A 14,206-nucleotide genomic window follows, 5' to 3' on the forward strand; every position below is an offset into this window, starting at 1 on the left:
GCGCAGCACGGCCGCGCCGCCGCGGATGTTGGCCGCCGTGTCGGTCCGCAGCGCGTCGGCCGGCAGCCGGGTGAGCTGCGCGGCCTGCTCGAGCGTGTGCCGCGTCGGGTTGCTCACGAGGTGCATGACGCCGAACCCGTTGTCCTGACTGGGTTCCCCGTCGTGCCCGTCGAGGTGCGTCTCGCTGTAGCCGACCGCCACGACCAGGTCCCGCGGCACGTCGAACTCCGCCGCCGCGCCGGCGAACGCGTCGTTCATCGTGCCGCCGGGCGCAACCTCCTGCTGCCCGCTCGCCGGGCCACCGGTGAGCACGACGGCCGCCACCACCGCGCCTGCGACCGCCGCGACTCCGCCGGCCCGCAACGCCTTGCCGGCCCTCATCGCTTGTCCCGCGTCGCGAGTCCGCCGACCTCTGCGAGCATCTCGTTCGCCTTGCCCTCGGCCTGGTCGTAGCGCTCGGGGCAGCACGAGCGCTGAACGGTCTGGGCGAGGAGGCCGGCGGTGAGCTCGGGGTAGAGCGGCTCGTTGTGGATCGCCTGGGTGAAGAACTGCGTCGCCGCGTAGGTAACGTCCATGATCTGCTCGGGCGTGCCCCAGCCCTGGCTCGGCCGCTGCTGGAAGACGCCGAGCGAGTCCTGGTCGCCGCAGGGCAGGTTGTTCATATGCGACTCGACCCAGCCGGCCTCGAAGCCGGCGAGCATGACCTTCGGCGACGCGCCCATGTTCACCCCGACCTGGTGGACGGTCTGGGTGACCGCGAGGTCGCGGTCGGACGGGATGCTGTCGCAGTCCTGCGGCCCGATCTTGGCGGGCACGTGCCCGCCCGGGACGGCCGCGGCCGGGTCTGCCGGTTCCGCCGGGCTCGCGAACGCCGCGGTCGCCACGAGCCCCGCGGTGGCGACGGCCGTGGCGAGCGCGAGCGCCAGCCGACGTGCGGGCGTGAAGCTCTTCATGTGGTGTCCCCTCGCGTTGTGTACCTGCAGGGTTCACGCACAGTGTTGATACGGGTGCCGAGTCACCGATACCGACGAATGTAGGTGTGAAATTCACAGATGTGGATGTTGGAAACTCGGTTGGCCGCGGCCCGGGCGCCTCGACAGGATCCGCACATGAGCGACGCGCGCAGGGCCATCGACCACCACCTGGAGACGATCACCGGCCGAGACCTCGACGGGTACGCGGCCACGCTGCACGACGACGTCGTGCTGGTCCTGCCCACCGGGCGCACCTTCGTCGGCAAGGCGGCGGTGGTGAACTTCCACCGGGAGTTCTTCGCCGACACGGACTGGACCCAGGAACTCACCGAGCGGACCACGACGGTCGGCGAGCACACCGCCCGCGCGCTGTTCGACGCCGACTACCGCGACGTCGACCCGGCCGGCGCGCCGATCCACCAGCGGTTCCTCCTCGGGCTCGTGTTCGCGCGCGTGGGCGAGGAGTGGCTGCTCCTGCACGACCAGTGCACGCCCGGCTGACCGGCCCGGTGTCCGCCTAGCGTGTCCTGCTGCGGCGCGACGGCCGCCCTGGGAGGCTATGCCGATGTTCATCTGCGAGACCCACGGTGCGTCGCCCCGGCATGGATGAGCTACACGTGGCCGCCGACCTGGTGGCCGAGTACCTGGCCAGGGTCGACGGCCGGCCCGTCTGGCGACCGGTGCCCGCGGCCGACGCCGCGTGGCTTGCCGGACAGGAGCTGCCCGAGTCCGGCCGGCCGCTCGCGGACCTGCTGGCGGACGTCCGGGAACAGATGCTGCCTTACCCGATGGGCAACGGGCATCCGCGGTTCTTCGGCTGGGTGAACTCCGCGCCGTCGCCGGCCGGGGTGCTGGTCGAGCAGCTGGCCGCGGCGCTGAACCCGAGCTGCGCGGGCGGTGACCACGCCGGTGTGCTGCTGGAGCGGGCGGTGGTGCGCTGGCTCGCGGAGCTGGTCGGCTACCCGCACCGGCCCGGCGGCGGCCTGCTCACGAGCGGCGCCTCGCTGGCGACGGTCACCTGCCTCGCCGCGGCCCGGCAGCGCGCGGCTCGCGCGGACGGCTGGGACGTGCGGACCGACGGATTGGCCGGCCACCCCCAGTTCACGCTGTACGTGTCGGCGCAGGCGCACGGCTGCCTGCTCAAGGCGGCGGAGTTGCTGGGCATCGGATCCGTTGGGGTGCGGACGATTCCCGTGGACGACTTGTTTCGAATGGACACCGCGGCGTTGCGCACGGCGATCGCGGCGGACCGGGCGGCGGGCGCGCGCCCGTTCTTCGTGGCGGCGAGCGCGGGCACGGTGAACACCGGCACGGTCGACCCGCTGGACGATATCGCCGACATCGCCGCGGAGCATGGGCTTTGGTTCCATGTGGACGGTGCGTACGGCGCGCTCGGGGTGCTGGCACCGGATGCGACGCCGGCCTTCGTCGGGATGGAGTTGGCGGACTCGCTGGCGCTGGATCCACACAAGTGGCTGGGCGTCCCGGTCGACTGCGGGGCCGCGCTGTTCGGCCGGCCCGAGCATGCGCGCGATGCGTTCAGCCTGGTGCCGGCATACCTGCGGGACGAGGGCGCGGGGGAGCTGGGGTGGTACTCGGAGTACGGGCCGGAGCAGACCCGCCCGTTCCGGGCGCTGCGCACCTGGGCGACGCTGTCACACCTGGGCCGCGCGGGCGTCGTCCGCCTGGTAACCCAGACGACGGCCCTGGCCCAACGCCTCGCCACGATGATCGACGAGGCACGGGACTTCGAGCTCCTGACGCCGGTGGTGACCTCGATCGTCGCTTTCCGCTACCGACCCGTCGGCATCCCCGACCGCCTCGACGATCTGAACCGCGCCATCCCGGCCGCGGTCCAACGAGCGGGCCGAGCGTTCCTGACGGGCACGAAACTGGGCGAGGTCGAGGCTTTGCGAGCGTGCGTGCTGAACCCGGCCACCACGGAAGCGGACGTGAACATCCTCCTGGAGGAGATCCGCGCCGCCGCCGAACGGCTGCTGGACCACTGACCGCGACCAGGTCGGTGGCGCGGACCTTAACGCACGACGGAACTTCCCCGACGTGAATTGCTGGGGTGGTCTGCATGAGCGAACCCGAGAGCCGCCAGGATGGCCGCGCGGAAGAGCGGTTCGAACTGCAAGCGGCCATCCGGCGATATCTCTTCGGGCTGCCGCTGGGATTCGGTGTCGTCCTCGCTCTGGCCCTCCCGATCGGTCACTGGTCCGAAACGAAAAGTGCGGAGTGCGCCCGTTCCGACGGCTGTGAGCGACGAGAAGGACAAGGCCCCGGAGCCGGACCCGACGAAGGGATCTTGACGGGGGCGCGGCCGGGTGGTCTTATCGACGTGAAATTTGTTCACGTTTTGCTCGTGGCCATCGGGAGGCCGTGATGTCCCTGCTCAAGCGTTCACTGCTCGCGGCCGGTGTGGCCGTCGTGCTCACCACTGGTGGTGTGCTCACCGCGATCGCGGCCCCCGGCGACGACAGCGGCGCGGCCGCCTTGCCGACCGCGGCCGTCGCGCTCGGGGACAGCTTCATCAGCGGCGAGGGCGGGGGTGACTACCAGCCGGTGACGGACCTGAACGGGGCCCCGCAAGGCTTCCCCGGCTGGGACGCCCCGAACAACAACGCCTTCTTCTGCCACCGCTCCGCCAAGGCGAGCCTGCACCAGGCGAACCTCGCCGGCATCCAGGACCGCTTCAACCTCGCCTGCTCCGGCGGCCAGCCGCACGACATGGCGAACCCGTCCGCGAACCGGGAGAAGGGGCGGACCGTCACCGCGCAGCTCGACCAGGTGCGCACGGTCGCCCAGACCCACGACATCGACCTCGTCCTCGTCGGGCTCGGCTCCAACAACAGCTCCTTCACCTTCGGCGACGCGGCCTCCGTGTGCGCCAACCGGTTCATCGCCGACGCCTGGGTCGGCTGGTGGGAGTTCTGGGCCGGCGACCCGCCGCAGGAGCCGTGCACCATCACCGACCTCGCCACCGACGCCGAGCTCGCCGCCGCCACGGCGGAGACGACCGACGCGCTGCGCGGCCTGCTCACCACGCTCGACCAGGTCGACGCCGACGGCCAGCACCGGGTCGTCTTCCAGGACTACACCAACCCGCTGCCGCCGGACTACGCGCCGACCTACCACGAGGAGGACGGCCGCGCCGACGACCGGGACAAGTTCCGCGCGCTCGGGGCCGAGCGGTACGCCGCGGGCTGCCCGGCCCACCGCGCGAGCATGGGCGCGGGCCACCTGTTCTCCCAAGGGCTCGGCACCCTCGTCCAGTCGTCGCACGCCGCCCTCGCCGCCGAGTTCCCCGGCGACCTGGTGTACCTGAACGTCCAGCACGCCTTCGACGGCGTCCGGCTCTGCGAGCAGGACGGCAGCCCGGACAACGCACTCGCGAGCCCGATCCGCCTCCAGGACGGCCCGACCGGCGTGCCCGTGACGAGCCTGGCCGGCAAGGACAAGATCGCCGTCCAACGGATCGCCCAGACGTGCGTCGACCACTTCCAGACCTGCCAGGAGTCCTGGCACCCCAACGCGAACGGGTACGCGGTCCTCGGGCAGTGCCTCGCCGGCGCCGCGACCACCGCAAACCAGGCTGTCACCTGCGCGAGGCAGCCCGACGGCAGCATCACCGTCGGATAAAACAACTTGCGGCCTCCTCGGTCGTCTGCTGTCCTTCTCCGGCAACGCAGGCGACCGAGGAGAGTCAACATGCGAGCAGCTGTCATGTCCACCCCATCTGGCCTTTCCGTCTCTCCAGAGGACATGACGCTTGAGTCGCACCTTGAACTTGGGAATCCTCGCCCATGTTGACGCCGGCAAGACGAGCCTGACCGAGCGGCTGCTGCACGCGGCCGGGGTCATCGACCACGTCGGCAGCGTCGACGACGGCAGCACCCAGACCGACTCCCTCGCGCTGGAACGACAGCGCGGCATCACGATCAAGGCCGCGGTCGTGTCGTTCACCATCGGGGACGTCACGGTCAACCTGATCGACACTCCCGGCCACCCGGACTTCATCGCCGAGGTGGAGCGGGTGCTGAGCGTGCTCGACGGTGCCGTCCTGGTGATCTCCGCCGTCGAGGGCGTGCAGGCGCAGACCCGCGTCCTGATGCGCACGCTCCAGCGGCTGGGCATCCCGACGCTCGTCTTCGTCAACAAGATCGACCGTGGCGGCGCGGACGCCGACCGCGTACTGCGCTCGATCGCGGACAAGCTGACCGCGGCGATCGTCCCGATGGGGACGGTCACCGGGCAGGGCACCCGCGACGCCCGGTTCGCGCCGTACCCCGACGGCCCGCCCGGACTCGCCGAGGCGCTGGCCGAGCTGGACGACGAGCTGCTCTCCGCGTACGTCGACGGCACGCTGCCCGCCGACCGCCTGCACACCGAGCTGGCCGCGCAGACGGCCCGGACCCGCGTGCACCCCGTGTACCTCGGCTCGGCCATCACCGGCGCGGGCGTCGCCGAGCTGACCGAGGGCATCGCGACGCTGCTGCCCGCCACCGAGGGCGACCCGCACGCCCCGGTCTCCGGCACGGTGTTCAAAGTGGAGCGTGCGCCGGCGGGGGAGAAGATCGCCTACGTGCGGATGTTCGCCGGCACCGTGCGGCCGCGCGACGTCGTGCGGTTCGGGGACGACCGGCGCGGCAAGGTGACCGCGGTCGGCGTGTTCGCCAACGGCACCGCCGTGCCGGCCAAGGCTGTCGCCGCGGGGGAGATCGGCAAGCTGTTGGGCCTGCGCGACATCCGGATCGGCGACGCGGTCGGCGTCCCGCGCCGGCGCACCGAGCACCACTTCGCGCCGCCGACGCTGGAGACCGTCGTCGTGCCGGCCCGCCCGCGGGACAGGGGCGCGCTGCACCCGGCGCTCGTCGCGCTGGCCGAGCAGGATCCGCTGATCAACCTGCGGCTCGACGAGGTGCGGCAGGAGATCTCGGTGTCGCTGTACGGCGAGGTGCAGAAGGAGGTCATCCAGGCGACGCTGGCCGACGAGTTCGGCCTCGAGGTGTCGTTCCGCGAGACGACCACCATCTGCGTCGAGCGACCGGCCGGCTCGGGCGCGGCGTTCGAGCTGATCGGCAAGGCGCCCAACCCGTTCCTCGCCCAGGTCGGCCTCCGGGTGGACCCGGCGCCGGCCGGCAGCGGCGTGGCGTTCCGGCTGGAGGTCGAGCTGGGCTCGATGCCGTACGCGTTCTTCAAGGCGGTCGAGGAGACCGTGCACGAGGTACTCGGGCAGGGCCCGCACGGCTGGCAGGTGATCGACTGCGTGGTGACGATGACGCACTCCGGCTACTACGCGCGGCAGAGCCACGCGCACCAGAAGTTCGACAAGAGCATGTCGAGCACCGCCGGCGACTTCCGCAACCTGACGCCGCTGGTGCTGATGGACGCGCTGCGCCGGGCGGGCACCATCGTGCACGAGCCGATGCACCGCTTCCGCCTGGAGATTCCGGCGGACACGGTCGGCACCGTCCTCCCGGCACTGTCGCGGCTGCGCGCGATACCCGCCACGCAACGGCAGGCGGGCCGCGCCCTCGCCGTAGAGGGCCACGTGCCGGTGGGCGCGGTGCACGAGCTGGGCCAGCTGCTGCCGTCGTGGACACACGGCGAGGGTGTGCTGGAGTACGAGTTCGACCACTACCGCCCGGTCACCGGCCCGCCGCCGAGCAGGCAGCGAACCGACCACAATCCGTTGGACCGCAAGGAATACCTCCTCGCGGTCCAACGGAGAGTGACCTCGTACAGTGCATAGTGGACAGTGCTAGTGGACAGAACCTAGAACACGTTGACGCCGAACAGGTTCAGCCCGCCGATCACCGGCTGGAAGTAGCTGAAGCCGCCGCCCATGCCGGAGGTGATGCCGATCGCGGTGCTGCCGGCGAACCACGCGCCGCCGCTGTCGCCGGGGTTCACCGCGGCCGTGCTCTCCGCCATGTTGTTCACACACCCCTCGGCGTAGCAGATCGTCATGCCGACCTGCGTCACCTGGCCACAGGTCAGCCCGGTGGTGCTGCCGCTCTTGCAGACCTGCATGCCCGGCTGCGGGTTGCCCGCCCCGGTGATGTCCTGGAAGGAGCCGTTGTACAGCGTCACGTTGCCGGGCTGCGGGAGTCCGCCGTCGTTGCGGATCAGGCCGTAGTCGTTGCCCGGGAAGCTGGAGCCGACCGTCGGACCGTAGAAGCCCTCCGGGCCGTTCCACGACGAGATCGCGTTGGTGCAGTGCCCCGCGGTGATGCCGGTGTTGCCCGTGGTGGAGAAGCCGAGCGAGCAGCGCCCGCCGCTGCCGGTGATCGCGTCGCCACCGGAGATCGTCGTGTCGAACGACCCGTCGATGTGCTTCACGCGCACCGCGTCACCGAAGCGCGCCGCCGTCGTGGTGAGCGCGTTCGCGTTGGCGGACTCGCCGATCTGGACCACGACCTGGTTGGCCCGAACGTCGATGCCCGTCGCCGAGTCCGAAGGCAGCGTCGTGACGACCGCGTCCCGGACCGACTCCAGCTCGGTCATGCTGTGCTCGACGACCCTCGCGATCGCCCCGGACGCGCGGACGGTGTCCGCGGCCTGCTCGTCGACGACGTTGACCACCACGGACCCCGTGTGCTGGTCGAGCCACATGCCGGCCGAGCTCGCGCCCACCCGGTCGACGAGCCGCTCACCCTTGGCGATGAGCGCCGGCTGGTCGGCGAGTCGCTCAGTCGCGGCGGCCTCGCTGAGTCCGTCCGCCACCAGCGACGCGACGGCCGCCTCGGCGACCGGAGCGCCGTACCCGGCGGGCAGTGCCTGTGCTGGCAGACTCGCCAGCGGGACGAGTGCCGCGGCGGCTGCCGCGACGGTCAGTGTTCGTAGGACGGATTTACGGGAGAGGTTCATGTGCAGGGATTCCTTCCTTCCACAAATGTGAGGGAAGTTCTGACCTCACGTGGAAGAAGTTAGAAATCACCCGAGTCGGACGCCAGCGGCCAATTGGGGTCCTCAGTTGCCGTTTACCGCCTGGTCAGCGTGACTCTTTGAAGTCGTGCAGCTTGACCCGGACGTCGCGGTACCGGTCGATGGCCCACCGGAACGGCCGGGGAACGAGTCGCTCGATCAGCTCCGCACGGTCCTTGGCGGCCGTCTTGCGCTCGGTGTCCAGCCGGTGCAGCAGCCCGGCCATCGCGTGAAGGGCGGCGTCGAGCATCTCCGCGTCGGTGACCTCGTCGGGGTGGCGAGGCTCCGCGCCGCCGGTCGCCGGCAGCAGGTCGTCGAGGTCGCCGGTGACCTGGTAGCCGCTCTCGCGCAGGGCCTGGACCATCTCCTTGCTCTTCTGCGCCACCCAGTCCTGGTCCTCGGCGGGCAGTCGCAGCGGTTCTTTGTCGGGCCGGGTGGCCAGCATGCTCACCGCGAGGAGGTTCTTGACCAGGCTCTGGTAGACCGGCCAGGGCATCTCCTTGACGACGAGGTGGTTCACCCGCCGAAGGACGTTGGTCTCCACGATGCCCATCGACGGGTTCTTCACGTCGATCTCGACCGGCCGGTTCGCCGGGTCGAAGCCGACGACAGCCGCGAAGCGGTTCCACAGCTCGTCGGGGGCGGCTCCGCGCGGCAGCGTCACGATGTGCACCCGCTCCGGGGGCAGCTCGCTCGCCCAGTTCCGCAGCACCACCGGCAGGTCCTGGTAGCTCCAGAACGTCTTCGCGAAGAACGGGTCGATCGAGTCGTCGAGCCCGCGCAGCGAACGGGTGAACTCGCCGTACTTCAGCCGCCCGCAGTTCTTGACGTCCTCCTGCCACACCGCGGGGACCTGCCGGGCCAGGTCACGGGTGGTCAGCACGATGTGCACCTCGATGCCCTCGAGCGAGCGCAGCGCCCGCTCGATCGCCTCCGGCGAGGCGCTGCCGAGCATCTCGTGCGAGACGACCGACGTGCCCGGCCAGTCCCGCACCGCGGCGACGAGCCGGTCCCAGCTGCCCGGGACCATCGGGTCGGTGTGCCCGTGCCAGTTGAGCCCGCGTAGGTCCAGCGTGGCGCGGAAGTGCAGGTCGGACCGCGCGCCGGGGTAGCTCACGCCGGACTCGCGCAGCGCGTGCCGGTTGGACCAGAGCACCTCCTGCAGGTACGTGGTGCCGGTCTTCGGCGAGCCGACGTGGAGGAACACGCGTTGCCGCGTCATCGTGAGGTCTCCCTAGGCGAGTTCGGAGACGAGCCGGTCCACGGTCTCCTCGAGCGAGCCGGCCCCGTTCACCACGAGGTCCGGCTGCTCGGGTGCCTCGTAGCCTTGGCCGACGCCGGTCATGTTGGGCAGCTTGCCGGCCTTCGCCTTGGCGTAGAGCCCCTTCGGGTCCCGCTCGGCGCAGACCTCGGCCGGCGTGTCGACCCAGCACTCGAGGAAGTCACCGGCCTCGAACAGACCCTTGGCCACCATCCGGTCGGACCGGAACGGCGATACGAGCGCGACGACGACGATCAGCCCGGCGTCCAGCAGCAGCCGCGCGGTCTCGGCGACCCGGCGCACGTTCTCCGCCCGGTCCTCCGGGGTGAAGCCGAGGTCCTTGTTCAGTCCACTTCGGACATTGTCGCCGTCGAGGACGTAGGTGTGCAGGCCCATCCCGTGGAGCCGCCGCTCCAGCGCGTCCGCGATCGTCGACTTGCCCGCGCCCGGCAGGCCGGTCAGCCAGAGGACCCGGGACCGCTGACTCTTGAGGCGGGCCCGCGCGTCGCGGTCGACGACGTAGTGGTGCGGGACGATGTTGGTGCCGCGGCGCAGCGCGTAGCGGACCATGCCGGCGGCGACGGTGTCCTTGCTGACCCGGTCCACCAGCAGGAAGCTGCCGGTGTCGCGGTTGGCGGCGTACTTGTCGAGCGAGATCGGGCCGTCGGTGCTGAGCTCGACGGTGCCGATGTCGTTGATGCCGAGGGTGCGGGCCGCGAGCTGCTCGCCGGAGGTGACATCGAGCTTGCCGCGAATCGTGGTCACCACGGCCGGCACCGTCCGCGGGCCGGCGAGCAGCAGGTAGGACCGGCCGTGGGCGAGCGGTTCCTCGGCGGTCCACACGACGGTGGCGGAGAAGGCGGTCGCCGGCTGCAGGTCGCCGCTCGTCGCCGGCGCGGTGGTGAGCAGGTCGCCGCGGCGGACGTCGAGCTCGCTGGTCAGCGTCACCGTCACCGGAGTGCCCGCGGCGGCTACCTCGACGTCGCCGTCGGGCCCGAGCACGCGGTCGATGGCCCCGGCGGCGCCGCTGCCGGCGACGACCACGGGGTCGCCGGGTCGGATCGGCCCGCCGGTGACGGTGCCCGCGAGCCCGCGGAAGTCGTCGGCGCGAACGATGTACTGCACGGGCAGCCGGAACCCGGTCTCGTCGGGCCGCTCGGCCTCGGGCGGCTGCCAGGCCGACAGGGCGCTCAGCACGGTCGGGCCGTGGTACCAGGGCATCTTCTCCGAGCCGGCGATGATGTTGTCGCCGCCGAGCGCGCTGACCGGGATGACCTCGACGTCCTCGACGTCGAGGCGGGCCGCGGCGGCGCGCACGCCGCCCGCGAGCTCCTCGTACAGCACGTGGTCGTAGCCGCGCGCGTCGAGCTTGTTGACCGCGGCGATCACGGTCCGCACGCCCATCAGCGCGCACACCGCGAGGTGGCGGCGGGTCTGCGCGCGGATGCCCTTGGTGGCGTCGACGAGCAGCAGCGCCACGTCCGCGGTCGAGGTCGCGACCGCCATGTTGCGGGTGTACTGCTCGTGGCCCGGCGCGTCGGCGATGATCACCCGGCGACCGGACGGCAGGTCGAGGTGGCGGTAGGCGACGTCGATCGTGATGCCCTGCTCGTGCTCGGCCTCGAGGCCGTCGGTGAGCAGGGAGTAGTCCACCTCGCCTGCGGGCACGGTCGAGCCGCCGCGGCGGGTGCGCCGGGCGTAGTCGAGCTGGTCCTCGGGGACGCTGCCGGTCTCCGCGAGCAGCCGGCCGATCAGCGTGGACTTGCCGTCGTCGACCGAGCCGCAGGCGATGAGCCGCACGACCGAGACGGCCCGCTGCTCGTGCTCGGAGCCGACAGCGATGTCGGTGAGGGTCATCAGAAGTAGCCCTCCGCCTTCTTGCTCTCCATGGACTTGCCGCCCTCGCCGTCGATGAGCCGGCCGGCGCGCTCCGAGCGGCGGTCCGAGCGCATCTCGTCGATCAGCTCGTCGAGGCTCTCGGCCTTCGACTCGACGGCCGCGGTGAGCGGGTAGCAGCCGAGGGTGCGGAAGCGGACCACGCGCTGCTCGGGCTGCTCGCCGTCGTGCAGCGGGTACCGGTCGTCGTCGATCATGATCAGCTGGCCGTCCCGCTCGACGACCGGGCGCGGCGCGGCGAAGTACAGCGGCACGACCGGGATCGCCTCGCGCTTGATGTAGCGCCAGACGTCGAGCTCGGTCCAGTTCGACAGCGGGAACACGCGCATCGACTGGCCCTCGGCGAGCTCGGTGTTGGCGCTACGCCAGAACTCCGGGCGCTGCTTGCGAGGCTCCCAGCGGTGCCCGGGCTCGCGCAGCGAGAACATCCGCTCCTTGGCGCGCGAGCGCTCCTCGTCGCGGCGGGCGCCGCCGATGGCCGCGTCGTACTCGGCGGCGTCCAGCGCCTGGCGCAGCGCGACGGTCTTCATGATGCGCGTGTACTCGTGCGAGCCGTGGGTGAACGGCGTGACGCCGTCGGCCCGGCCCTCCTCGTTCGTGTGCACCTGCAGGTCGAGGCCGAGCCGGCGGGCGGTGTCGTCCCGGAAGTCGATCATCTCCCGGAACTTCCACTTCGTGTCGATGTGCAGCACCGGGAAGGGGACCGGCCCGGGCGCGAACGCCTTGACCGCGAGGTGCAGCAGCACCGAGGAGTCCTTGCCGATGGAGTACAGCAGCACCGGCCGGCGGAACGCCCCGGCGACCTCGCGCAGGATGTGGATGGCCTCCGCCTCGAGCACGTCCAGGACGGCTTCCGGCGAGATGGCTTCCTCCGCCTCGACAGGCACGTGCGCACCAACCTCCGTGTGACTGAATGCAGACCGACTCAGGTCGGCAAGCGTAACGTGCCCGACCTGCGGCACTCGGCACCGGTTGGGGGCGCACACGGCGGGAGCCACCACCGCGGGTGCGGTGGTGGCTCCCGGTTCGACCGCGACTCAGCAGGTCTCTGCGTAGCGGCACGCCACGACGGACGGGCGCTCGATCGGCTCGCCCTGCTGGATGGACCACGCCAGGCGCAGGTACTGGGCGTGCGTCCAGATGAGCGGCGTCGCCGACCCCGTGCCGGTGCCCGGCTGCTCGGCCGGCGCGGGCGGACGGTTGTCCCAGACCTGTTCGGGCAGCATGAGCCCCTCGTTCGCGGTGGCGGCGATCGTCCGCAGCCGGTCGCGCGCGGCCCCGGGGTCACCGGCGAGCAGCTCGTACTCGCCGCGCTCGCCCGCGAAGATCGGCCACAGCCGGCCGTACGTGCGGGTCGGCTCAGGCGTCGGCCAGATGACGTTCCACGGCTCGCCGCTCGCCGTCTCGCCGTAGCCGTCGCTGGTGAACCGGTGCCACAGCTGCCCGGCCGGGGTGTCGTCGGCCAGCTCGGCGTCGACCACGCCGACCGTGTTCACGATCGCCGGGTCGTCCGCGGGTCGCAGGCCCAGCCGCACCAGCTCCAGGAAGCTCGGGTCGACGACCGTGCGCTGGTCGACCTCGCCCGGGTTGTTGTCGCCGAGGTTGTACTTGGTGCCCTGGTTCGGCTTGCCGTCCTTGGTCAGCCGCAGGTAGTACGGGTCCGGCGAGAGTGGGCCGGTGCTGGTGAGCGTCCAGTCCTCCACCGAGGCCGCCCACGAGTCGGCGATCGTCAGGTAGCGCTGGGCGCCCGCGTCGTCGCCCGCCTTCGCGAGCAGGTCGGCGAGGCACACCAGGCCGGCGATCTCCGAGGCGATGGTGGCGGGGGAGTAGCCGCTCTGGTTCTCCCAGCGCTCCTGCTCGGTCCACGGCGCCTCGTTGCCGTCCTTACTGTAGTTCACCATGAACTCGGCCGCCTTGCGCAGACCGTCCAGAGTGGACGCGTCGGTGCGGTCGAGGAGCCAGGCGAGCAGCATCGGCGCCGCGGTCTCGTCGAGCTGGATGCTGGTCCAGTACGGCTCGCCGGTCACCCGGGTGTTCTGCGCCAGGTGCCCGTCGGCCTGCTGCTGGACGGTCAGCATGTAGTCCAGCGCCCGGTTCGCGCCCGCGTGGTCGCCGGCGGCGATCAGGCCGGTCGCGATCTGGTACAGGTCACGCGGCCAGACCAGGGCGTAGGAGCCGAACTCCGGCGCGATCTCCCGGTCGAAGCCGAACGCCCACGGGAAGCCCGGCGCGGCGATGTAGGCGCCGCGGTGGGTCTTGTCCTCCGACGCCGCGAGCACCATGAGCGAGCTGCGGTAGACCTCGCGCTCGTGGCGGGTCTGAACGCTCTTCGGCGGCCGGTTCAACCCGTCGACGTAGTCCTGCCACCCCTTCGCGTACTCGCGCGCGGCGGCGCGGAACCCGGTGTCGAGGGTGCGGTTCGCGGTCCGCTCGGCCTCGGCGCGGTTCTTGCCGAAGCCGAGGACCAGGGTGTCGTGCTCGTGCCGGACGCCGTCGACCTTCAGCTTGCCGGTCTGCACGACGTTGCCAGGGCCGGCCTTGCGGTAGGTCCAGTCCATCTTGTGGTCGTCGGCCAGGTCGGTCCAACCGTCGCTGGTGCCGAGGTACCCGGTCGACGTCGCGGCGAACCCGCGGCCGGCGACCAGCGCGCTCGTCGCGGCGGCGTCGGAGGCGACCAGTGCGGACCCGCTGGTGCCGCTGTCGTCGTTGCCCTCACGGGAGAGCGCGGGGTCGTGGAGCACGTAGGCCTGCAGCGGCCGGTGCGCGCGCAGGTCGACGTCGACCAGCACGCTCGCCCGGCGCGGGTCGGTGACGTAGGTGGTCACGGCCCGCCAGCCGGTGCCCCGGGCGACCTGGCGGAACGTCAGGTCGCCGACCGGCTCGGTGCGCACGTCGACGTCCTGCGCGCGCTCGGTGAAGCTCTTGCCGTCGGTGACCACGAGCTCCAGGTCCCGCACCGCGGGCGTGCTCAGGTCGGGGTAGAAGACCTCGGTCATCCGGCCGCCGCCCAGGGTGAACCACACCGGGCTCGCGGCGACGTTCCCAGCGCCGCCGTGGGAGGTGCCGAACGCCTCCTTGTCGGCGGCTTGGTAGACCGCCGGTTCGCCGGGCCCGCCCGGCGCGTCGCCGCCCTGCCCCGCCG

At 71.5% G+C, this 14,206-nt stretch carries 11 protein-coding genes and 1 pseudogene; 5 read left to right on the plus strand and 7 right to left on the minus strand.

Translation table 11 applies throughout. The features are described from left to right. Both ACRDSK_RS24920 and ACRDSK_RS24925 read right to left on the minus strand, forming a co-directional pair. Positions 1–381 (minus strand): annotated as a pseudogene (locus ACRDSK_RS24920) (hypothetical protein); the annotation flags it as partial. Then, a complete protein-coding gene (locus tag ACRDSK_RS24925; RefSeq protein ID WP_431443670.1) occupies positions 378–953 on the minus strand; it encodes a hypothetical protein in 576 nt (191 codons plus the stop codon). The pseudogene ACRDSK_RS24920 and the gene ACRDSK_RS24925, both read right to left, overlap by 4 nt. 156 nt (positions 954–1,109) lie before the next feature. On the opposite strand from ACRDSK_RS24925, the gene ACRDSK_RS24930 reads away from it, so the two are divergent. The 5 genes from ACRDSK_RS24930 (at position 1,110) to ACRDSK_RS24950 (ending at position 6,732) form a co-directional block, all read left to right on the plus strand. Then, the gene (locus ACRDSK_RS24930) at positions 1,110–1,475 is read left to right on the plus strand and encodes a YybH family protein (protein ID WP_431443671.1); all 366 of its coding nucleotides are present in this window, start codon (positions 1,110–1,112) and stop codon (positions 1,473–1,475) included. Positions 1,476–1,576: 101 nt separating this feature from the next. Next, positions 1,577–2,983 (plus strand): pyridoxal phosphate-dependent decarboxylase family protein, encoded by a 1,407-nt coding sequence (locus ACRDSK_RS24935; RefSeq protein WP_431443672.1) that lies wholly within the window; start codon positions 1,577–1,579, stop codon positions 2,981–2,983. Positions 2,984–3,057: 74 nt separating this feature from the next. Further along, positions 3,058–3,363, plus strand: coding sequence for a hypothetical protein (locus tag ACRDSK_RS24940; protein ID WP_431443673.1), 306 nt, complete (start codon positions 3,058–3,060; stop codon positions 3,361–3,363). Further along, a complete protein-coding gene (locus ACRDSK_RS24945; protein WP_431443674.1) occupies positions 3,363–4,619 on the plus strand; it encodes a hypothetical protein in 1,257 nt (418 codons plus the stop codon). The genes ACRDSK_RS24940 and ACRDSK_RS24945 overlap by 1 nt, the downstream gene beginning before the upstream one ends. 130 nt (positions 4,620–4,749) lie before the next feature. Beyond that, positions 4,750–6,732 (plus strand): GTP-binding protein, encoded by a 1,983-nt coding sequence (locus ACRDSK_RS24950; protein WP_431443675.1) that lies wholly within the window; start codon positions 4,750–4,752, stop codon positions 6,730–6,732. Positions 6,733–6,755: 23 nt separating this feature from the next. Here the strand turns inward: ACRDSK_RS24950 and ACRDSK_RS24955 are convergent, their stop codons facing one another. From ACRDSK_RS24955 to ACRDSK_RS24975, 5 genes are all read right to left on the minus strand, one after another. Further along, positions 6,756–7,850, minus strand: coding sequence for a S1 family peptidase (locus ACRDSK_RS24955; protein WP_431443676.1), 1,095 nt, complete (start codon positions 7,848–7,850; stop codon positions 6,756–6,758). Between the two features lie 124 nt (positions 7,851–7,974). After that, positions 7,975–9,129 carry a hypothetical protein gene (locus ACRDSK_RS24960; protein WP_431443677.1) on the minus strand — a complete coding sequence of 385 codons (1,155 nt, stop codon included), beginning with the start codon at positions 9,127–9,129 and terminating at the stop codon, positions 7,975–7,977. 12 nt (positions 9,130–9,141) lie between these two features. Further along, positions 9,142–11,025, minus strand: coding sequence for an adenylyl-sulfate kinase (cysC, locus tag ACRDSK_RS24965; RefSeq protein ID WP_431443678.1), 1,884 nt, complete (start codon positions 11,023–11,025; stop codon positions 9,142–9,144). Next, a complete protein-coding gene (gene cysD / locus ACRDSK_RS24970) occupies positions 11,025–11,951 on the minus strand; it encodes a sulfate adenylyltransferase subunit CysD (RefSeq protein ID WP_431443679.1) in 927 nt (308 codons plus the stop codon). Before cysD ends, cysC begins: the two co-directional genes overlap by 1 nt. 150 nt (positions 11,952–12,101) lie before the next feature. After that, the coding region (locus ACRDSK_RS24975; protein WP_431443680.1) for a glycoside hydrolase family 15 protein at positions 12,102–14,206 on the minus strand (2,105 nt) is incomplete at its 5' end.

The sequence above is a fragment of the Actinophytocola sp. genome, assembly GCF_050699915.1.
Classification (GTDB): Bacteria; Actinomycetota; Actinomycetes; order Mycobacteriales; family Pseudonocardiaceae; genus Actinophytocola.